Here is a 20,275-nt window from a genome sequence, read left to right on the forward strand (position 1 = left end):
ATCCTTCCCCTCAACGGAAACTGCCAAACCCTCATAAAGGCAGTATCCAATCCATAAGAGGATGCACTCTAGCCCTCAAAAGAGTGCATCCTTCCCCTCAACGGAAACTGCCGAACCCTCATGAAGCAGTATCCAATCCATAAGAGGATGCACTCCGCCTTCAAAAGAGTGCATCCTTCCCCTCAACGGAAACTGCCAAACCCTCATAAAGGCAGTATCCAATCCATAAGAGGATGCACTCCGCCTTCAAAAGAGGGCATCCTTCCCCTCAACGGAAACTGCCAAACCCTCATAAAGGCAGTATCCAATCCATAAGAGGATGCACTCCGCCTTCAAAAGAGTGCATCCTTCCCTTCAAGGGTTTTACTCAATTTTCATCGCATCTCATTTTTATGAACCCTCATTTTTATGAATCCTTGGTCAAAGGCACAAAAGGAAGTTTTCTAGCGACTGCCGTATCACCCATCTTATGGGATTCCACTTGCCTACAGAGCTTTCAAACCTTTTTACGCCTTCATAAAATCGAATCTAAAAGAATTCATTAAGGCAATTAAGGGTAAATTTTGTCAAAATATAGACAAAGTTTATTCTTTTTTGTGATTGTTGTATTTTTACTATAGTTATTTAAATCGAATTTATATATGATACGTATCGATATTTATTTATCGAAATAAATATAGGAGAAAAACTATGAATATCAGATATTTTTTCATAGCGGGGGCTATCACAAGTGGTTTAGCTCTCGCGATTCAAAAATCTGATCGTATAGTCAATAAACAGCCCTCTCCTATTGTTGCACCTTATACTATTGAGAAAACAAATTTACAGTTTGTTAAACAAGTAAGGGACACATCGGATACATTGAATATACTGAGAGTCAGTAATAGAAGCGCATCAGAACAAGCATCAATAAACGATATATACGAGAAAGGAAAAAGTTTATTGAATGCAATAGCTAGTTTTTTAGGATCAATTATTATATATTTCATACAACTTGTTTCTACTAGAGTATAAGATACAAAAAGTTCTTAAAGTAAAGTTATATACATTTTGTATATATTGTAAAACTTAAATAAAAAGGCCCTTTTTAAATGGGGCCTTTTTTAGTTTAATTTTTCCTTTGTTTTAGTTTAATTTTTATTGTGTTTTTATTTTTATTGGCCAAATATCACAGCCTTCAAAAATGCCATTTTTTGCCTTCCTCTCCCCTCAAATGACAAAGGCTCTAACCCTTAAAGGCTCTAACCCTTAAAGCTCCCCCCATAGCGCTTTAGTCAATGGATCTTTCCCTCATACCGCTTGAATAAGGCACTTGAATAAGCGATAATTTATGAGCATTTTCTAACAAAACAACAGAACAGTCTTAAAGAAGAGAGTAGAATTTATAATTGATTTTTCCCCCTATTCTTGAGGATCAAGCTATTTCCAGTCTATTTTTTAAAATCTTGGCTATTATTCTTGATTTTTCGAGCCCTTTATTTGGCTCTGGTAAGAAAGGTGTGAAAGCGTCTCAATCATGGCGCTTTCACATCTTTTAAATAAGAGTGCTTTCCTTCAACAGGAGAGTACAACACTAATCAATTTTTATATCCATAAATGCAGGTTCACCATCTTTAATATAAGTAATATCAGGAGCATGTTTTACCCCCTCTGCTTCAAACACGAACTGTTCATCACTCACATCAAATCCTTGTTCCCTTAATTCTTGTTTTTTCTCCTCGACTAATTTTTTATGAAAAGCACGTTTTTGATTACACGTATTAGGGGATCTCACTCTGAAAAGCTGATAGTCCATGGCTATAGACAACTTCTCAGCAACCCGTTCCAGTAGATCGTAACTGAACTTTCCTTCCCTTTTCACTTCTTGAGCGATCACCATCGCGCGTTCCAAATGGACTTTTTCAATGGTTTCATCAAAGCCAAGCTTCTCCCCTGCCGTAAAACTTTCGTCATAAGAAGCTAAAGTCTCAACATCGCCAAGTAAGGCAAGAGCAGCAAGATGCAGCAAAGCATAAGGTGCGAGCTCTATGTCATCATCCGTTGCCCAAGATAAAGAGTCTTTTTCCCAAGGGGGAATACCATATTGAGAGCGAAACATTTCATGCAAAGAATCATCTTCCATTGTCCATTTTAAAGTTTTATCGAGTGCTTTCTTTAAAAGCTGGACGCTCACTTTTTCTTCAAAAATTTCCAATCCATTGGGTACAAAATTCATAAATACCGTTGGCACAACCCCAGAATTATGAGGATTAATCGTCTGACAAGCCGCCGCAAAAATACCGCTCATAATTAAAAGTCCGCGATCAAAAGGCGAAAACTCTTCCACTCGTTGCTCGTTATAAAGAAACTGCACTTCGCGATCTGGTAAAAAGAGGGTTGCCAAGTAATCTCCCTTTCCCTCGATTTCCACCGACCATCCCAAGCTTTTTAAAAGCCCTGTTGCACTTTCTATCGTGAGAATTTCATCATCATCATCATAATCGGCAGAGAACTCTTTTTCCTTTAGTTGCAAACGCCTCTCCTGCACCACAGCTTCATCTTTCCAAAACTGCTGCGTTGCAAGATCATTTTCTTTAAGCACTCTTTCCAGCTCGCCTTTCACTTGGAAATTCATTTTCATCCGTTTAAAGACAGAGATATAAAGAGCTAAAATAAGCATGATAATGATCATGCAAATAACAATCATCACCCAGAATCCGGGATCTAATAGAAATACGGCTATAGGATCACTGTTCATTTTTCCCCTCTCAGTCTTTAAAAAAGCCCGTGCGACAGAGAGCTTATGTGCTCTCCTACAGAGATTGCTTCTTCTAGTTTCTGAATATTTTTTCGCAACTCACCCGTCACTTTGGTGCGAAGCCGTAACATAACCGGAATAAAAATAATAACACAGACCGTTATGATGTCCGTTGTTTTAAAGAGAACGGCATGCACAACATATTGCCACCCTGTCAGCTGCCAATTCAATACACCTGGTATTTCTAGCACCATTTTCCACATGATAATGAGAACAGCAATAGCAAAGATAATTTTATAATCCTTTGCTGAGAGCAACACGTGCTGGAGCGAAAAAGAATGCACTCCTTTATGCGTTTCTTGCTCTGATGCCCAATTTTGCTCCTTCATGTATTCCCCTCTCTCTTTGAAAAGACCCGTGCGACAGAGAGCTTATTTGCTATCACACAGAGATTGCCTCTTCTCGTTTCTGGATTTTTTTCCAATTTACGCATTATGATGATGCAAAACCCAAATACCACCGGAATAAAGAAAAGTACACAGACCATTATGGTTTGCGTCATAATAAAAATTATAATATTCCTGCTACCTTGCCACCCTCTTACCTTCCTCACATTGCAAACAATAAAGATTTTCAAACCACGCCAATCTGTAAACAATAGTCACAATTCAGCTTTTTCTTCCCAAAAATTCTCTTATTTTCAAGAAAATCACCCTGCAACCCCACTTCAATAGGATTCATTTCAAAGCTTGAATGAACAAGGCTCATAAAAATACGAAAACAACCCATATACCGCGCGCCCCTACAAGCAAAACCGTTCCTTCCTCACGCCTCAAACGATAAAGTAAGTCCCAAGCACTCACTCTAGGCTCTAAACCCCAAGGGCTCTTATTCCCTTAAATCAATACTAATCCATAATCGGCTTTTCTTTCACTCAATGCCACCCTCAACACTGCTCCTTAGAGCAATGTTTACGGACACCTCATGAAAGAGCACCAAAAAATATCAGAGGCAAAATGGTATAGAGAGCAATCCCTATAAAGGCTGAATCTCTCATAATTTCTTCATTATTTTTCCCTCTCATGACTTCTCAAACGCTGTATCCTGTTCTTGCAAGACGTTTTTCAGTTCTTTTCTTAAACAGCGATACGTTCTCACCTGCTTAAAGACACCATAATAAAGTTGTAAAATCATCATAGGAATACAAGCAACCACCAATGTCACGCACATAAGCACGAGACCGAATATTGTAACAAGAATATCACTCCATTTTTCTCTATCGCCTTTTTTATACCAATCCTTTTGATCGGTTATTTTACCCCGTTGCTGATCTATTCCTTTCAATTTCCGAATATTTTTTACCAACAAAAACCACAATATGATGTAGAGTATCAACATAACTGGGAATAAGACCAAAACACACACTATAATAACTTTCCAAAACGCATACAGAGAGAGAAAAAGAGGTGTATCCCACCACCCTGTCCGTTCCCCATTGCTACCCAAGGATAGGAGAAAGAAAATCTTGTTCCACAGCTCAAGAGAAAAAATGCTGTACTCTTTGCTATCCAAGGATGAGAGAGAGAGAATCCTGTTCCATAGCTCAAGAAAGAAAATCCTGTTCCATAGCTCAATAATGAGAGAGAGAAAACAAATGACAACATGCTCTCGCACAGAAAAAATACTTTTTTCGAAAAAATGGCGCAGTCCATTATAAAATGCTGAATTTTTCCCCTTCATTGCTCTTCCTTTTTTTATGAAAAACGCATTTCTTTATCTCATGCCCGCTCTTTTAAGAACCACGAAAAGTGCGATGCATGGCGCTTCCCTTGTTTTCAACAAAAACCCCCAACTTTCTAAAAGCGCGGTTGCTCTTCCCAATGATTAAGAGCATCCTCCTCATTACAAACGAAAATAGGCTATCCTCTTTGCCAGATGATTTTCCAACCATCCCCTCTTCTTGTGTCACGAGAGCTTCTAAACATTGCCTCTTACCCCTCACGATAGCTACAAAAGCGCCTTGTCACTCTCTTTATCTTACGCGTTTTAATGCCCGTCTCACTTTACGATACGTTCTCACCTGCTTGAAAACAAAATAGTAAAATTCTAAAATGAGCATGACAACACCCGCAGGAAAAAAGACGTTTAGCAGAAATATCAACCAAAAGTATACGATAAAAAAACAGCTTATTTTTTCTCTATTGTTTTTTACCGGATTATTTTGTTGATCGATTGTGTGACCCCGTTGCTGGATAGCCTCTTCTAACTGCTGAATCTTTTTTTTCAACAAATACGTTAAGATGAGATAAAGCACCAATAAAACAGGCATCAAGGCAACAACAACCACCATGATGACTTCACGCAGCACAAAAAGCGCCAAAAGAGTGCTATCCTGCGATACACTCAACGGCCACTTGGCTTCTAATGGGATCAAAAGAGCTTTATAACCTATCCCAATAAGGATAGAAATAAGACAAATAATCATATGATCTTTATAAGAACGAAATGATTTTCCCAAAAAAAGAGAGCACCGTTTGTTATAAAATGTGGAATTTTCCCCCTTCATTTGCTCTTCCCTTTTATGCAACTGTTTGTCCCTAACTTTATAAGGACACGCATAATCTCTCAAAGCACCATTGCATCCATTATCGTCAAACAGAACACCCCAGAAAACACTCGTATTGCATATTCATGTTGCCAATAGTTTTGCCAATTCACGTGCTTGTTTTAAAGAAATCTCTCAACACTTCCAAACCAACGCGCGTACACCCCATTTCATGAACAGCCCCCATGAAGGGGATAACAATAGCGCTCCCATGAATATATCCCCTTACTATAAACTCTATCACCACCATTGTTTCAATAAAAAATGTAATCCGGCACCATTCATATACGCCCCCTGCGGCCTCTACAATAGCCTTACCCTCCCTTGCAACAAGCTACGCCATAACTCGTTCCTCAACACGGACAACCCCATTAGCGTAAGGCTCCTACGACAACCCCACCCCCTGCCCAAAAAACAGCCCTATCTAGCTTCTACGATAGCCTTTATCCCTTGAAAAGACAGAAGCATTTTTATTCTTTTCTCAATTGTTTTCGGACCCCCCACTTAAGACATGAAAAAAGGAACTTCCATTGATTTGCAAATGATCGCGCAATAAGAGCATTTGAAATGAGAAAATCTTACAACTTTCTTATTCCAATTAAAAAGGATCAATGATCATTCAAAATATGACGATATATTCCATTCTTCATTGGGGATCTTGCAAGCCAATAGCTTAGAATATATTCATAAAAGCGCTTCTAAGACAGAGAGACAGCCGCAATTCTTGAGATCAAGCATTTTAATATTAATGAAAGCACTAACATTCCCTTGCAAATTTGAGGTGTTGTTTTGTCAACAATCTTGTTAGCATGGATTGATTCTATAACTATGCGATATCAACACAATTGCTCTTTATAAACAGCATTGATACGCGCCATTTTACTCACACTTCTTTATAAGCCTTGCGTTATAGGCTTGTGGGGAAAAGATAAAGGAGAATCCTGTTGAATATAGCAATTATTTTGGGGTCTGTGCGTCAACCTTCCTTAACAAGAACTTTAGCCAATTATTTAGCGGATTGCCTCATAAAGCGGGGTGCATCACTTCAGTGGGTTGATTTGCGTGAACAGCCCTTGCCGATGACAGATCCCGATTATCATCAGCAGGTAGAGGCTAATCCAAGTGCTGCGGTCCGTGAGTTTGTAAAAACCATTGCAGCGGCTGATGGCGTTATTCTAGCAAGCCCCGTTTATCAAGGGTCTTATTCGGGTGTTTTAAAAAATGCTCTTGATAATTTGAGCTATAATGCCTTTTTAAATAAACCTGTTGGGCTTATCTCTCATGGGAGTACGGCCAAAAAATGCGCACAACCGTGTGAGCATTTAGTTCCGGTGGTACACACGCTTTATGGTTATACACTCCAATGTCAAATCGCCTCTTCCAACGAAGATTTTTCCTCAGATGATGAAGGTCGTACTTGGAAAGTTACAAGTGAAGAGGTACAAACACGTTGTGAAAGACTTGCTGATGAAATGTACACATTTTTAAAGCAAAGAGGTGGGATTTAAAGTAATAAGGGAGGGGGCATGAAAAAAAAGGATGCGCACTATCGTTATTTAGTGGTAGGGGGTACAGGGATGCTTGCCCCTTTGTATCAATCACTAAAGCCGCAAGAAGTGATTATTGCTGCACGCTTTCTTTCCCATAAAGTCCAGCTTGAGGCATTGCACAACAAACAGTTGTGTGTGTCGTTGGATTATGATTGTGCGGCATCAAAGGCGCAATTTTTAGAAGCTGTGAAGCAATGGCATGATCTAAAATATTGCATATTATGGATTCATTCGCCCGCCTATGCATTTTCTTGCGCATTAATTGAGCAGTTGGCTCTTTTGCCTAAACCGCCATGTATTCTTCATATTTTTGGTTCCAACATGCATGATCAAATGATCCTCGAGTGCGCGCGCAAAAACAAGGTTGATTTTATCCCCATTCAATTAGGACAAAAAACAACGCCCAAAGGTTTACGATGGCTGACCCATAAGGAGATAAGCCAACAGGTACTGGATGCCATAAAAAAACATATGAATAAACAAAACTTATGAACAACACCTATGGCTTTGCAAAGAAGCAGTGCCCCTTCAATCTCTATCCATACCCGAACACCCTCTTGAATAGCCCATACTCTCTTACATCATAGGCTTTGAGAACGAACAATCCCCCTCCCTTACGCCTCTAAACAGCATGCCTATATCAACAGCTCCAAAACCAAACGTTTTTCTAACCCTTCTCACACGGGCTTATCCCCCTCTCACAACCATCACAGCTCTTGAGCAACCACACACCCTATTACAGTTTCACGTTTTTACGATTTTGCAAATTCACAGAAAACAAGCAAACTTCCGATAAACCGCCCCATTAAAGCCTATACAAACCTATCACCAGCCTATTCATTGCCATCAGCCCTTTTCCCCCAATTCCCCAATCCCCCATTCCAATTTTGACGCATTGCACAATCCAACCATCCTCCATTGGCACCTTTTCTCCCCATATCCTCCCCACAACCATCACGGCTCTTGAGCAACCACACACCCTTTTACAGTTCCACGTTTTACGATTTTGCAAATTCACAGAAAACAAGCAAACTTCCGATAAACAGCCCCATTAAAGCCTATACAAGCCTATTACAAACCTATCATCAGCCTATTCATTGCCATCAACCCTTTTCCCCCAACGCCCTCCATTCCTCCATTCCCCCATTCCAATTTTGACGCATTGCACAATCCAACCATCCTCCATTGGCACCCTCTTCTCCCCATATCCTCCCCACAACCATCACGGCTCTTGAGCAACCACACACCCTTTTACAGTTCCACGTTTTTACGATTTTAAAAATTTACAGAAAACAAGCAAACTGCCGATAAACCGCCCCATTAAAGCCTATACAAACCTATCACCAGCCTATTCATTGCCATCAGCCCTTTTCCCCCAATTCCCCAATCCCCCATTCCAATTTTGACGCATTGCACAATCCAACCATCCTCCATTGGCACCTTTTCTCCCCATATCCTCCCCACAACCATCACGGCTCTTGAGCAACCACACACCCTTTTACAGTTCCACGTTTTACGATTTTGCAAATTCACAGAAAACAACAAAACTGCCGATAAACCGCCCCATTAAAACCTATACAAGCCTATTACAAACCTATCATCAGCCTATTCATTGCCATCAACCCTTTTCCCCCAACGCCCTCCATTCCCCCATTCCCCCATTCCAATTTTGACGCATTGCACAATCCAACCATCCTCCATTGGCACCCTCTTCTCCCCATATCCTCCCCACAACCATCACGGCTCTTGAGCAACCACACACCCTTTTACAGTTCCACGTTTTTACGATTTTAAAAATTTACAGAAAACAAGCAAACTGCCGATAAACCGCCCCATTAAAGCCTATACAAACCTATCACCAGCCTATTCATTGCCATCAGCCCTTTTCCCCCAATCCCCCAATCCCCCAATCCCCCAATCCCCCAATCCCCCAATCCCCCATTCCAATTTTGACGCATTGCACAATCCAACCATCCTCCATTGGCACCTTTTCTCCCCAACCGCCCCACAACCGTCACGGCTCTTGAGCAACCACACACCCGCTTTTACAGTTCCACGTTTTTACGATTTTGCAAATTCACAGAAAACAACAAACTTCCGATCAACCGCTCCATTAAAGCCTATACAAGCCTATTACAAACCTATCACCAGCCTATTCATTGCCATCAACCCTTTTCCCCCAACGCCCTCCATTCCCCCAGAGATCAGCGTAAAATGAGAAAAACAATCGATGCCCTCCTCCCAAGCCGTGAAGCAATGGCATGATCTAAAACTTATGCCTCCCCCATGACACGAGCACTACATGCGCTTTTTCAGCGCTGCATTTAATTGTTTGGTAACCTTGTAATACGAGATCAAACGCTTGATAAAAGAAATATACAGTGCCACAATGGGTATTGTTAAGAAAAAATCAAAAACACCCCCCAGCAGAATGATCAAAATCACCGTCCAAGCTGCCGCCATTTCGTAATGCATTTTATCCCCTTCTCTTTATAAATTGATTGATTGGGTTGCTTCAGTCACTTCTTCCAATTGCTGAATTTTCTTTTTCAATCGATGAGTTAAAATTTCACGAAGGATCACAACAACAGGGATCGTTGCAAAAATACATACCGATAAAAAAAACCAGAAAAGCAAGAGAATGGCAAAATATTCAAATCTGCTCTCATCTATCTCATCTATCCCTTTAAAGAAAATCACATAGACATAAGCTTTGAAAAATATAATGATGAAAGAGAGGCATGCGTGGAGGATATAATCTTTGCGTGAAAAAGCGAGCCATTTTTTTAACGAATAGAAACTTATCTGTGTTTCTAGTGCTAAGTTTTGCGGCACTCTCTCTTTTTCTTTTCCGCTTTTTTCAAAGAAACAAAAACGCTGTGGATGTTCTTTCATCAAACGTCTTTGTTTTTTCACTCTGTAATAGAGCCTCAAACGCTTTATTAAAGAATAATAAGGCGCCACAATAATCATATTCACAAAAATGGCAAAAACTGTAACTGCATTTAGAAAAAAACATCCAATCGGCAGAAACAAAATAAAAACCGCGGCCTCACTCCTCATGTGTATAACCTCATTGATTAATCTCTTGCTGCTTTATTTTTTCTTTTAGTTTTTTCTTTATTTTTTCCAATTTACGCTCTTTAAAACGACAAATGCCCCACAAAATAGGAAGGGGTGTGAGAAGACAAAACCATATCAACACTGGTAAGAGAAAAATAAGAGAACCAATTCCTTCCCATCTTGTCCATTGCAACGGCTGTACCAGAGATTTTGCACCCGCAGAAACTTCTAAAGCCATCATGATAAGGCACGTACAAAACATGATAAAAAAGCGGCACCCTATTATTTTACACCTTCCCACCCCTTTACGCCTTTCCACTGAAGACACCATAAATTTTCTAAATGAAAAGAAAGACTCTTCAAATGTTGCTTTTTTCTCCTGCATTGTTCCCCTCTGCTTTTACGCTTCGCGCTTTTTACGCTCTATTTTTAGGTTTAAGCTCTTTTTAATTTATCTAAACGCTTTATTTTTTCTCAATAATTTTTTTCCTCAACCCTAATTTCTACATCCATATATTCTAACTCCCCATCCTTTATGTAAAGAATATGAGGACGATAGTTTTTTCCATCAACCTCACAAATCGCGTCCTTTTCGTAAACAAAATATCCCTGTTGCCTTAATTCTTCTCTTTTTTCCTCGATCAAATTTTCATAAGAATCTCTTCTTCTATTGCACAAATTGGGATCTGTAGCTCTAAAACATTCATAGCTCTCTACCTCCATGGAAAAATCCTTTGCCGCCTGTTGAAGCAAATCGTAACTGGGTTGCTTTGTCTTTTCTACCGCCTGAGCAATCACCATTGCGCGTTCCAGATGCTCCTCTTCGATGCTTGTCTCAAAGCCCAGCTTCTCACCTTCCATAAAGCTTTTCTGATAAGAGTGTAAAGTTTCAACATCGCCCATCAAAGCCAGAGCTGCAAGATAACGCAGGGAATAAGAAGCCAACCGAGGGACCACAGTTTTGTTTTCCCAAGGCAGGATTCTATATTGAGAATGAAGCATCTTGCCAAGATCAACCTCAGTCATTGCCTTTTCTAAAACTTTCTCGAGTGCACGACGTAAACATCCAACGCTTACCTTTTCTTCAAAAATTTCCACCCCCTTCACATCAAAACTCAATTCAAGAGCAATCAAGCCTCCAGAATTATAAGGGTCTATCGTTTGGCAAGCCGCCGCATGGATACCAGAAACCACCGCAATTGCACAATCAAATCGCGGATACCCCTTCTCAGCATTATAAAGAAACTGCACTTCACGATCTGGTAAATAATAGGTGGCCAAATGATCCCCTTTTCCCTCAATTTCCATCTTCCACCCCAAACTCTTTAAAAGCGCCGTTGCACTTTCCATCGTTAAGATTTCCTCATCAGAAAGAGAAAACTCTTTTTCCTCAGATAACAGCTTAATCATCGGCGTTGCTCCACTAGACGGCTCAAAAGCGATAGGTTGTTCAAGCACGCGGCTTAACTTCTTTTGTCACTTGGCAATACAGTCTCACCCGCTTGAAAGTAGAGTAATACAATGCCCAAATAAACATCACGCACACAGCAGAAAGCAGCGTGAAAAGCGTCAAGCCCACACCCCACGAGAGTACAACAATAATATCCATCATTTTAATATCTATCATTTTCCCCGCCCCTTCATGCGCTGTTTTGTTGAGAAGCGGTTTTTCTCTGCTTCCAGAGTGCTTGCTCCAACATATCAATCTTTTCTTTCAACAGAACCGTGAAAATGATACGAACCACAAAGGCAACAGGGATGAACAAAAAAATAAACCATGATATAAGCTGCATGATTAACAAGAGAGCTGCCACGACATCCCCTTCCCACTCCGCCAACTTCCACCCAAGCAACATGGGTACGAAGCGAAGAGCCATTCTTAAAGCTGCCACAATGAAAGCAATACAAAAGATGACTTTATAATTTTTGCGTGTCAGAAACGCTTCTTCAAGCGAAAAAGACCGTAATTCTTCATCCAATGATGCATTTTTTCCATTGCCCCTCATTTTTTATCCCTCATTTGTTTCAATTTTCAAGCCATTTTCATGAACCGAAGCTTTCGTCCTCACAATGAATGAGGGTTCATCAATATCAAGCGCTTGTATCCCTCATCTTTTATAAAGACAATATCAAGGGTGCATTTTTTTTCCATCACCTTCAAACATCGCACGAATAGAAGGTCTCTCCTACAACGCATGAGAATATATAAAGACCAGTATTCATTTTCTGCCCTCCCTTCACGCGCTGTTTTGTTGAGAAGCGGTTTTTCTTCGCTGCCAGATTTCTTGATCCAACTTATCAATCTTTTTTTTCAACAAACGCGTAAAGATGATGCGGACCACAAAGGCAACAGGAATGAGTACAAAAATAAACTCTAATATAACCTGCACGATGCAAAAGAGAACTGTTATAACATCCCCTTCCCACCCCGCCAACTTCCACTCAAGCCACATGAGTAAGAAGAGAAGAGCCGTTCTTAAAGCTGCCACAATGAAAGCAATGCAAAAGATGACTTTATAATTTTTGCTTGTTAAAAACGCTTCTTCAAGCGAAAAAGACCGTAATTCTTCATCCAATGATGCATTTTTTCCATTGCCCCTCATTTTTTATCCCTCATTTGTTTCAATTTTCAAGCCATTTTCATGAACCGAAGCTTTCGTCCTCACAATGGATGAGGGTTCATCAATATCAAGCGCTTGTATCCCTCATCTTTTATAAAGACAATATCAGGGGTGCTTTTTTTTCATCAACTTCAAACATCATGTTTTTATTCCCCACAATATATCCTCTGCTGTCTTAAGGCTTCTCTTTTCTCGTCGATCAAATTTTCATAAAATATCTTCTTCTATTGCACAAATTTGGGTCTCTGACTCTAAAATTCTAAGTGCTCTTTTTATTTTCAGGAAGATAAGCTGCTTTCTAAAGAAGAAGCAAACGAGTGCAAGAAAATCGTAACGAAGTTGCTTTGTCTTTATGACGATTTGAATCATCAACAACAAAACCGGCCCAAATTGATTTTTTCGATATTTTTTTTCAAAGCCCAAACTTTCATCTTCCATAAAGCTTTTATGAGAAAGCTACCAAATGTTAACATCAGCAAGCAATGTCAAAGCCCCAAGGGTGTGCAAGTAAAGAAGAAGCCACTTGAGAGATAGAACAATTTCCTTTCCCCAAGGTGGTGCCCCCATATTGAAAGCCCAAATACGCGGCCAAGATCAACCTCAGTCCCAGATCAACCTCAGTCATCGCCTTATCTCAAGCTTCCTCAAGCACACGACGTAAATGCCCTACGCTTACCTTTTCCTCAAAAATTTTCAATCTCTTTTCCTTAAAACCCACCCCTTTGCCTCAATGCCTCGTTGTCAATCTGGCACCCCCCCAAAATGATAAAGCCCCAACATGATAAGGATTAATTATTTGGCAAGCCGCCGCATGAATACCAGCGTCTCTCACAATTCCATAACCAAATTGCACAAAACCTTTTTCATCCAGAGAGAGAGAAACTGTCCTTAGCGGTCTCGTAGATAAATAGATGTCCCTCGTTTCTTTCAATTTCCCCCCTCCACCCCAAGCTCTTTAAAAGCACTGTTGCCCTTTCCATAGAGCAAAACGTCTTGATCAAAAACTTAAGCTTTTGGCTCACCTTCTCTATGCGTCTTGCCTCTCCACCTGCAAGAAAATGGGCTCTTCTTCCCCAAACACCAGAATATCTTTTGCTTTAAGTATAGATTTTTCGCTCTCAATATCGCTTGGTAAGACAGATTTTTATGCTTGATAAAAGAAAATAAGTTACAAGATTTTCACTCTTTAAGAAAACACCAACAGCAAGTAAAGTCCAAGAGCAGCCCCTCTTCACTTTCCCCTTAAAAGCTCACAAGAATCCCCACTCAAGCAAGAATCCCCACTCAAGCAAGAGCACCTCTCAAGCAAAAGCACCAATTCTTTAAAAAACACGACACAAATATAAAAAAGCACAAAACGAGAAGTACACCCATGCACCTTAATGAACAAGTCAAAAGCAAGGCTCAACAAAAGCCTCTCTTCACTTTTTCCCCTCGCTCACTTCCCCTCGCTCACTTTCCCCTCGCTCACTTTCCCCTCGCTCACTTTCCCCTCGCTCACATCGTATAATATGACGGGTGCTCCTTTCTGCTCAACCTCTTCTTCTAATTGCCGTATCATTTTGTTCAACTGACGGGTCACGATAAAACGCATAATAAAAACAATCGGTAAGAATAAAAAAACACAGGCAAGCATCCATGCCAGTGGCTCGAATACGACAAGAGAAACAAAGTCCTGCCCTCTCCATATTTTAACGACAACAGTTATAACTATTGGAGCAGTCGCCATGACCGTAGAAAGATAGAATATTTTTTTATAGTCTTGCCAAACAAGAGAAAGCTGTTTTTTATCAAACATTCTGCTGCTTTTTTATTTTGGGGAGATCTGTTTTAAGGCAATATCGCGTTCACTCAGCACGCATTTCAGTTCCTTTTTCACGCGGCAATACAACCGCGCACGCTTGATAAACAGGTAATAAATGACAACGATTGGCACCCATATTAAAACACTTAAGAGCGTAAAGAACAGGAAAGAAATGGCTATTAATGTTATAAGACTACTCGTCATTTTGTCCCCCTTCCACATTCTGCATACGCATTGCCTGATCGCGTTGTTGTATCGCTTCTTCCAATTGTGGAAGTATTTTGTTCAATTTTCTCGTTAACTTTATGCACATGATCCCAATGATCGGAAAAAAGAGAAGAACCCCTAACCATATAAGGCTCAACAGCTGCATGATAAAGGCAACATTATCATTTTTCCACCATACAAAATTTGCGATAGAGAAAGCAGATTGCAAAACAGAAAAGAGAATAAGGATAAAAAAGATTATTTTACATTCTTTTGAATAAAAAGGCAGAGATTCTTTGAAGTTAAGAAAGCGCATTTTCGCATCAAGGGTCTTATGGGCGAGATTGTGTCTTTTCATTTCTCCCAGATCATTGCGCAATTGTTGTATGGCTTGCTTTTGTTGCGTCGTACTCTTTTTCAAGCCTTGAGCGAGTTTAAAAGATAACCTGATATGCTTGATCAACAAGTAAGGAAGCCTAACAATGACCATAACCATTAAAATGGCAATGACGATGCCCCCTAAAAAAGCTAAATGTTGCATCATAATGCTCCCTTTTTTTCCCTATCGTATTGATGTGAAATCATCATTTTTATTCTCTTCTCAAGCAAATGTTTCTAATTCCTTTACTGTTTCTTGCACGCCATACTGAAGGAAACTATGGAGAATTAAAATGACAGGTAAAGAAACAACAATACATGCCCAGACCCAAAACAGCAGTTTCATGACAAAATCAATAATGTGAAGCACTATAGGCGCGTAATTGTGCAAAAAAACCGCAGATTTTGGAAGAAAAGCTGAAAAAACGACAATACCTGTGCAAAGTGCAACCATAACGAAGGCGATAGAAAAGATCATAAAATAATCTTTTTTTGAGAGAAGCAAAGATTCTTGAAAAGAAAAGGCACGCAACTGTGTTGTAAGAACTGTATTCTGTCCTCTCCCTCCTGCCTGATAATGCCTCAAATTCTGCGCTGTACCCTTTTTTAATTTTCGCTGCGTCGCCAATAACAAGATTGTCCGTTTTATCAACGAATAATAAAGTGCAACGATTGTCACCATGGTAGAAAGGAATACCATAAAAATTGCAGAACAAATAAAAATTGCCGTCCCTACGGCAATCAACATTCCAATGATTAAAGAAGCGGTCACTTTTCCCCCTATTGTCTTCTGTTAAGAGATTGGTTGTCTAGCTGTTGCTGCTCTGGCAAGGTTTCCCATTGTAGCATCATTTCCTTCACATCCCGTTTAAATACGGCGTTAAAGACAAAAAAGAGCGGAAACAACCCAAAAAGACCGCCAAAAATTATTTGCGGTAAGAGACATAAAAAAGCCCAAACACTATTCCACCCCGCATCAAGAACATGCTGAATTATAGGATTTTGGAAAGGGTGTTTAAGACTTTCCTGAAGTCTTTCCTGAAAACTTTCTTGTTTCATTTGTCCCAGTGCTTGGAGCTGTTCCTTGGATATAACGTGAAAAAATTCCAAAGGGCTCATATAGGCAGACGCGGAAAAAAGCACCAACAAGAGGATAGCCAAACAACAAATGATGATATAATCGCTTGTTGAAAGCATCATCCATTTTTTGAAAGTTGCCGATTGATCCAACACTGACTGTGATACAAAAGCCTTATCTCCCTTATGGGCAAATTGGTGTTGTGATTTATCTTCGATCATACGGATACTCCCCCACTTCTAAAATTCCCACTCTTCAATATTTGATAGCACGCCACCAGCGCGGTAAATTCGCTTAGCACCCTTCTCAGAGTAATGCAAGCACTATAAATCCCCTCTACGTATTTTATTCATTTGCCCTATACGCGCTTATACATGCGCGCTTACAAGCCAAAACACCCTTTTTTCCAAGGAAGGGTGCTCTATTGAAAGCCAAGCACGCTGCCAAGATCACCCTCAGTCCCAGATCAACCTCAGTCATTGCCTCATCTAAAGCTTCCTCAAGCACACGACGTAAACGCCCTACGCTTACCTTTTCCTCAAAAATTTTCAATCTCTTTTCCTTAAAACCCACCCCTTTGCCTCAATGCCTCGTTGTCAATCTGGCCCCCCAAAAATGATAAAGCCTCAAAATGATAAGGATTAATTATTTGGCAAGCCGCCGCATGAATACCAGCGTCTCTCACAATTCCATAACCAAATTGCACAAAACCTTTTTCATCCAGAGAGAGAAAAACTGTCCTTAGCGGTCTCGTAAATAAATAGATGTCCCTCTTTTCTTTCAATTTCCCCCCTCCACCCCAAGCTCTTTAAAAGCACTGTTGCCCTTTCCATAGAGCAAAACGTCTTGATCAAAAACTTAAGCTTTTGGCGCGTCTTCTCTATGCGTCTTGCCTCTCCACCTGCAAGAAAATGGGCTTTTCTTCCCCAAACACCAGAATATCTTTTGCTTTAAGTATAGATTTTTCGCTCTCAATATCGCTTGGTAAGACACATTTTTATGCTTGATAAAAGAAAATAAGTTACAAGATTTTCTCTCTTTAAGAGAACAGAAACAGCAAGTAAAGTCCAAGAGCAGCCCCTCTTCACTTTCCCCTTAAAAGCTCACAAGAATCCCATTCAAACAAAAGTACCACTCAAGCAAGAGCACCTCTCAAGCAAAAGCACCAATTCTTTAAAAAACACGACACAAATATAAAAAAGCATAAAACGAGAAGTACCCCCATGCACCTTAATGAACAAGTCAAAAGCAAGGCTCAACAAAAGCCTCTCTTCACTTTTTCCCCTCGCTCACTTTCCCTCGCTCACTTTCCCTCATTCACATCGTATAATATGACGGGTGCTCCTTTCTGCTCAACCTCTTCTTCTAATTGCCGTATCATTTTGTTCAACTGACGTGTCACGATAAAACGCATAATAAAAACAATCGGTAAGAATAAAAAAAACACAGGCAAGCATCCATGCTAGTGGCTCGAATACGACAAGAGAAACAAAGTCCTGCCCTCTCCATATCTTAACGACAACAGTTATAACTATTGGAGCAGTCACTATAACCGTAGAAAGATAGCATATTTTTTTATAGTCTTGCCAAACAAGAGAAAGCTGTTTTTTATCAAACATTCTGCTGCTTTTTTATTTTTGGGAGATCTGTTTTAAGGCAATATCGCGTTCATTCAGCACGCATTTCAGTTCCTTTTTCACGCGACAATAAAGCCTCGCACGCTTGATAAACAAGTAACAAATTGTCCAAACTGGCACCCACAATAAAATATTTACGATCATATATAACAGGAAAGAAATGGCTATTAATGTTATAAGACTACCCGTCATTTTATCCTCCACGCCCATTCTGCATACGAATTGCCTGATCGCGTTGTTTTATTGCTTCTTCCAATTGTGGAAGTATTTTGTTCAATTTTCTTGTTAACTTTATGCACATCACCCAAATGATCGGAAAAAAGAGAAGAAATCCAATCCATAGAGAAGCGTTCAACAGTGACATGATCCCGCTGATCATATCACTCTTCCACCATACCAAATTTGCGATAGAGCAAGCAGCCCGCAAAACAGAAAAGAGGACAAAGATAAAAAAGATTATTTTACATTCTTTTGAAGAAAGAGGCAGAGATTCTTTGAAGTTAAGAAAGCGCATTTTCGCATCAAGGGTCTTATGGGCGAGATTGTGTCTTTTCATTTCTCCCAGATCATTGCGCAATTGTTGTATGGCTTGTTTTTGTTGCATCGTACTCTTTTTCAAGTCTTGAGCGATTTTAAAAGATAACCTCATATGCTTGATCAACAGGTAAGGAAGCCTGACCATAACTATAGCCATTAAAATGGCAATGATGGTGATCCCTAAAACAGCCAAACATTTTATAACAATAGTCATTTTTCCCCCCTATCGCATTGATATGAAATCATCATTTTTATCCTCTGCTCAAACAAATGTTTCTAACCTCTTCATTGTTTTTTCCACGCCATACTGAAGGAAACTATGGAGAATTAAAATGACAGGTAAAAAAACAATAATCCATAGCCAGAACCACAACAGCAGCTGCATGACAAACATGCCAACCGTAAACAATAGAACCATATAACCGTGTAAAACAATCGCAGATTTTATAAGAAAAGAAAAAAAAGCTATCAAACCTGTAAGAGACACAATCACAATGAAGGCTAGAAAAAAGATGATAAAATAATCTTTTCTTGAAAGTTCCAAAGATTCTTTAAAAGAAAGGGGGCTTAATTCTATTGCACAAACTGTATTCTGTCCTTTCCCTCCTGCCTGATTATGCCTCAAATTCTGCGCTGCACCCTTTTTTAATTTGCGCCGCATCCAAAACAACAATATTGTCCGTTTTATCAACGAATAATAAAGTGCAAAGATTGTCATGACGGTAGAAAACAGTATCATGATCTCCCCGAGAAACATGAAAGCACCCAACCCTCCTGTGATCAACATTCCAAAACTCCTTACAAAAGAATTAGCCTCTCGTTTCCCTATTGTGTTCTGTTGAGAGATTGGTTGTCTAACTGTTGCTGCTCTGGCAATGTATCCCACAGCTTCATCATTTCCTTGACATCCCGTTTAGAGATGGCGTTAAAGACAAAAAAGAATGGAAAGAACAGCACAAGACAAAACCAAATCATTTGCGGTAAGAAACATAAACAAGCCCAAACACCATTCCATCCTACGTTACGCAAAAACAAGACAGCAGGATTATTTTCAAAAGGCTGTTTCAAAATCTCCTTAGTCATTTTTCGAAGATCTCCTTGTTCCATTTTCTCCAGTGCTTGAAGCTGTTCTTTAGATATAATGTGAAAAAACTCCAAAGGGCTCATATAGACAGTCGCGGCAAAAAGCACCAACAAGGGGATAGCCCAACACAAAATGATGACGTAATCTCTTCTTGAGAGAGCCGTCCATTTTTTAAAAACTGCAGACTGATTCACCCCTGGCTGTGATGCAAAAGCCGTATTTTCCTCATGGATAGATTGGTGTTGTGATTTATCTTCGATCATATGGATATTTTCTCACTTCTAAAATGCCCATTCACTCTTTGAAAACATGCAACCAGAAAAACCGATTTATCGAGCACTCTTTTCACCATGAAACCCGTGCTATAGGACTTTTTAAGTCTATTTTTTTAAATTCCCTATACGCGACAACATACAATCTCTCAGGCTTACAAGCACAAACGCTATTGTGTCTCCTTATCTATGACCCACACCTTAAAAGACAATGTTTCACAAAACTCAACAAGCAAAAATATTCAATCTAAAAAATATATGATGTGTAAAATTTTACTAATAACATACTGATTTATAACAATTTATTATTTAGCACCTTAAATGAGAACCCTAAATAGCATAGGATTGTCTTATTCCAAACCTGTTCCATATTGGGCCAATCCAAACCATGTCTCTTGCGCGTTACAAGCAGAAAGAGCCATATAGAGTAAAATATTAAGAAAGGATGATAAATGCCTCTAAGGAAGCGTCTCAAATGCCAAGGGCTGTCGCAACAATGAGAGCTGGCAAAATGTGTGATGCTATGGACTTTCTTCTTCACAAGCGTAAAAATGGAAGTGTGCAATAGATTTTATATTATTCAAACTTTATATGGATTTCATTGGGGGACTTTATCGTTATACCCTTCATGAGCACCCTTGCGAAATGGTCAAAAGAGAGCCCTAAGACATGGCTCTTTAAAAAGCAACACAACACAAAGTC

32 protein-coding genes are annotated in these 20,275 nt (G+C 39.7%); 3 read left to right on the forward strand and 29 right to left on the reverse strand.

Annotated elements, in window-relative coordinates; translation table 11 throughout:
* Nucleotides 1-690 precede the first annotated feature (690 nt).
* A complete protein-coding gene (locus ACFILN_RS00375; RefSeq protein WP_273790865.1) occupies nt 691-1,014 on the forward strand; it encodes a hypothetical protein in 324 nt (107 codons plus the stop codon).
* Nucleotides 1,015-1,573: 559 nt separating this feature from the next.
* Here ACFILN_RS00375 and ACFILN_RS00380 read toward each other — a convergent pair.
* The 5 genes from ACFILN_RS00380 to ACFILN_RS00400 all read right to left on the reverse strand — a co-directional run bounded on the left by ACFILN_RS00380 (nt 1,574) and on the right by ACFILN_RS00400 (nt 5,303).
* Nucleotides 1,574-2,737 carry a DUF6990 domain-containing protein gene (locus ACFILN_RS00380; protein ID WP_375670610.1) on the reverse strand — a complete coding sequence of 388 codons (1,164 nt, stop codon included), beginning with the start codon at nt 2,735-2,737 and terminating at the stop codon, nt 1,574-1,576.
* Nucleotides 2,738-2,754: 17 nt separating this feature from the next.
* Nucleotides 2,755-3,126, reverse strand: a complete 372-nt coding sequence (locus tag ACFILN_RS00385; protein WP_375637683.1) for a hypothetical protein — start codon at nt 3,124-3,126, stop codon at nt 2,755-2,757.
* A 691-nt stretch (nt 3,127-3,817) separates the two neighbouring features.
* The gene (locus ACFILN_RS00390) at nt 3,818-4,102 is read right to left on the reverse strand and encodes a hypothetical protein (RefSeq protein ID WP_375670611.1); all 285 of its coding nucleotides are present in this window, start codon (nt 4,100-4,102) and stop codon (nt 3,818-3,820) included.
* Nucleotides 4,103-4,529: 427 nt separating this feature from the next.
* Nucleotides 4,530-4,739: a hypothetical protein gene (locus ACFILN_RS00395; RefSeq protein ID WP_375643477.1), complete on the reverse strand. Its 210-nt coding sequence runs from the start codon at nt 4,737-4,739 to the stop codon at nt 4,530-4,532.
* Nucleotides 4,740-4,769: 30 nt separating this feature from the next.
* Entirely contained in the window at nt 4,770-5,303 is a 534-nt protein-coding gene (locus ACFILN_RS00400; RefSeq protein ID WP_375658262.1) for a hypothetical protein, read from the reverse strand.
* 983 nt (nt 5,304-6,286) lie between these two features.
* On the opposite strand from ACFILN_RS00400, the gene ACFILN_RS00405 reads away from it, so the two are divergent.
* Both ACFILN_RS00405 and ACFILN_RS00410 read left to right on the forward strand, forming a co-directional pair.
* The gene (locus tag ACFILN_RS00405) at nt 6,287-6,850 is read left to right on the forward strand and encodes an NADPH-dependent FMN reductase (RefSeq protein ID WP_273790873.1); all 564 of its coding nucleotides are present in this window, start codon (nt 6,287-6,289) and stop codon (nt 6,848-6,850) included.
* Between the two features lie 18 nt (nt 6,851-6,868).
* On the forward strand, nt 6,869-7,384 hold the full coding sequence (locus ACFILN_RS00410) for a short-chain dehydrogenase (protein WP_375670612.1): 516 nt from the start codon (nt 6,869-6,871) through the stop codon (nt 7,382-7,384).
* Between the two features lie 341 nt (nt 7,385-7,725).
* On the opposite strand, the gene ACFILN_RS00415 is transcribed toward ACFILN_RS00410, so the two are convergent.
* The 24 genes from ACFILN_RS00415 to ACFILN_RS00530 all read right to left on the reverse strand — a co-directional run bounded on the left by ACFILN_RS00415 (nt 7,726) and on the right by ACFILN_RS00530 (nt 19,564).
* Nucleotides 7,726-7,863: a hypothetical protein gene (locus tag ACFILN_RS00415; protein WP_375670613.1), complete on the reverse strand. Its 138-nt coding sequence runs from the start codon at nt 7,861-7,863 to the stop codon at nt 7,726-7,728.
* Between the two features lie 100 nt (nt 7,864-7,963).
* Nucleotides 7,964-8,131 carry a hypothetical protein gene (locus tag ACFILN_RS00420; RefSeq protein ID WP_375670614.1) on the reverse strand — a complete coding sequence of 56 codons (168 nt, stop codon included), beginning with the start codon at nt 8,129-8,131 and terminating at the stop codon, nt 7,964-7,966.
* Nucleotides 8,132-8,240: 109 nt separating this feature from the next.
* On the reverse strand, nt 8,241-8,378 hold the full coding sequence (locus tag ACFILN_RS00425) for a hypothetical protein (RefSeq protein ID WP_375670613.1): 138 nt from the start codon (nt 8,376-8,378) through the stop codon (nt 8,241-8,243).
* A 100-nt stretch (nt 8,379-8,478) separates the two neighbouring features.
* Entirely contained in the window at nt 8,479-8,646 is a 168-nt protein-coding gene (locus tag ACFILN_RS00430) for a hypothetical protein (RefSeq protein ID WP_375670614.1), read from the reverse strand.
* A gap of 81 nt (nt 8,647-8,727) precedes the next feature.
* The gene (locus ACFILN_RS00435) at nt 8,728-8,931 is read right to left on the reverse strand and encodes a hypothetical protein (RefSeq protein WP_375670615.1); all 204 of its coding nucleotides are present in this window, start codon (nt 8,929-8,931) and stop codon (nt 8,728-8,730) included.
* A 259-nt stretch (nt 8,932-9,190) separates the two neighbouring features.
* Nucleotides 9,191-9,367, reverse strand: coding sequence for a hypothetical protein (locus ACFILN_RS00440; RefSeq protein ID WP_273790878.1), 177 nt, complete (start codon nt 9,365-9,367; stop codon nt 9,191-9,193).
* A 15-nt stretch (nt 9,368-9,382) separates the two neighbouring features.
* Complete coding sequence (locus ACFILN_RS00445) at nt 9,383-9,955, reverse strand: hypothetical protein (RefSeq protein WP_375663574.1); 573 nt, start codon at nt 9,953-9,955, stop codon at nt 9,383-9,385.
* A gap of 10 nt (nt 9,956-9,965) precedes the next feature.
* The gene (locus ACFILN_RS00450; RefSeq protein ID WP_375637676.1) at nt 9,966-10,340 is read right to left on the reverse strand and encodes a hypothetical protein; all 375 of its coding nucleotides are present in this window, start codon (nt 10,338-10,340) and stop codon (nt 9,966-9,968) included.
* A gap of 89 nt (nt 10,341-10,429) precedes the next feature.
* The gene (locus ACFILN_RS00455; RefSeq protein ID WP_375670616.1) at nt 10,430-11,413 is read right to left on the reverse strand and encodes a DUF6990 domain-containing protein; all 984 of its coding nucleotides are present in this window, start codon (nt 11,411-11,413) and stop codon (nt 10,430-10,432) included.
* Nucleotides 11,406-11,582 (reverse strand): hypothetical protein, encoded by a 177-nt coding sequence (locus ACFILN_RS00460; protein WP_375670617.1) that lies wholly within the window; start codon nt 11,580-11,582, stop codon nt 11,406-11,408. The genes ACFILN_RS00455 and ACFILN_RS00460 overlap by 8 nt, the downstream gene beginning before the upstream one ends.
* 13 nt (nt 11,583-11,595) lie before the next feature.
* Entirely contained in the window at nt 11,596-11,961 is a 366-nt protein-coding gene (locus tag ACFILN_RS00465; RefSeq protein WP_375670618.1) for a hypothetical protein, read from the reverse strand.
* 231 nt (nt 11,962-12,192) lie between these two features.
* Nucleotides 12,193-12,558 carry a hypothetical protein gene (locus ACFILN_RS00470; protein ID WP_375670619.1) on the reverse strand — a complete coding sequence of 122 codons (366 nt, stop codon included), beginning with the start codon at nt 12,556-12,558 and terminating at the stop codon, nt 12,193-12,195.
* Between the two features lie 225 nt (nt 12,559-12,783).
* Nucleotides 12,784-13,014, reverse strand: a complete 231-nt coding sequence (locus ACFILN_RS00475) for a hypothetical protein (RefSeq protein WP_375670620.1) — start codon at nt 13,012-13,014, stop codon at nt 12,784-12,786.
* A gap of 289 nt (nt 13,015-13,303) precedes the next feature.
* The gene (locus tag ACFILN_RS00480; RefSeq protein ID WP_375670621.1) at nt 13,304-13,507 is read right to left on the reverse strand and encodes a hypothetical protein; all 204 of its coding nucleotides are present in this window, start codon (nt 13,505-13,507) and stop codon (nt 13,304-13,306) included.
* Nucleotides 13,508-14,014: 507 nt separating this feature from the next.
* The gene (locus ACFILN_RS00485; RefSeq protein WP_375670622.1) at nt 14,015-14,374 is read right to left on the reverse strand and encodes a hypothetical protein; all 360 of its coding nucleotides are present in this window, start codon (nt 14,372-14,374) and stop codon (nt 14,015-14,017) included.
* 199 nt (nt 14,375-14,573) lie between these two features.
* Nucleotides 14,574-15,131, reverse strand: a complete 558-nt coding sequence (locus ACFILN_RS00490; RefSeq protein ID WP_375667233.1) for a hypothetical protein — start codon at nt 15,129-15,131, stop codon at nt 14,574-14,576.
* Between the two features lie 57 nt (nt 15,132-15,188).
* Entirely contained in the window at nt 15,189-15,737 is a 549-nt protein-coding gene (locus ACFILN_RS00495) for a hypothetical protein (protein WP_375667232.1), read from the reverse strand.
* 8 nt (nt 15,738-15,745) lie between these two features.
* On the reverse strand, nt 15,746-16,264 hold the full coding sequence (locus ACFILN_RS00500) for a hypothetical protein (protein WP_375670623.1): 519 nt from the start codon (nt 16,262-16,264) through the stop codon (nt 15,746-15,748).
* A gap of 124 nt (nt 16,265-16,388) precedes the next feature.
* Entirely contained in the window at nt 16,389-16,595 is a 207-nt protein-coding gene (locus ACFILN_RS00505) for a hypothetical protein (protein ID WP_375670624.1), read from the reverse strand.
* 10 nt (nt 16,596-16,605) lie between these two features.
* Nucleotides 16,606-16,827, reverse strand: a complete 222-nt coding sequence (locus tag ACFILN_RS00510) for a hypothetical protein (protein ID WP_375670625.1) — start codon at nt 16,825-16,827, stop codon at nt 16,606-16,608.
* Between the two features lie 568 nt (nt 16,828-17,395).
* Nucleotides 17,396-17,662, reverse strand: a complete 267-nt coding sequence (locus tag ACFILN_RS00515; RefSeq protein ID WP_375670626.1) for a hypothetical protein — start codon at nt 17,660-17,662, stop codon at nt 17,396-17,398.
* Between the two features lie 211 nt (nt 17,663-17,873).
* Entirely contained in the window at nt 17,874-18,431 is a 558-nt protein-coding gene (locus ACFILN_RS00520) for a hypothetical protein (RefSeq protein WP_375670627.1), read from the reverse strand.
* Nucleotides 18,432-18,479: 48 nt separating this feature from the next.
* Nucleotides 18,480-19,004 carry a hypothetical protein gene (locus tag ACFILN_RS00525; protein WP_375630975.1) on the reverse strand — a complete coding sequence of 175 codons (525 nt, stop codon included), beginning with the start codon at nt 19,002-19,004 and terminating at the stop codon, nt 18,480-18,482.
* Between the two features lie 38 nt (nt 19,005-19,042).
* Nucleotides 19,043-19,564 carry a hypothetical protein gene (locus tag ACFILN_RS00530; protein ID WP_375665130.1) on the reverse strand — a complete coding sequence of 174 codons (522 nt, stop codon included), beginning with the start codon at nt 19,562-19,564 and terminating at the stop codon, nt 19,043-19,045.
* Nucleotides 19,565-20,275 lie beyond the last annotated feature (711 nt).

The sequence above is a fragment of the Bartonella sp. CL434QHHD genome (assembly GCF_042195145.1).
GTDB lineage: Bacteria > Pseudomonadota > Alphaproteobacteria > Rhizobiales > Rhizobiaceae > Bartonella.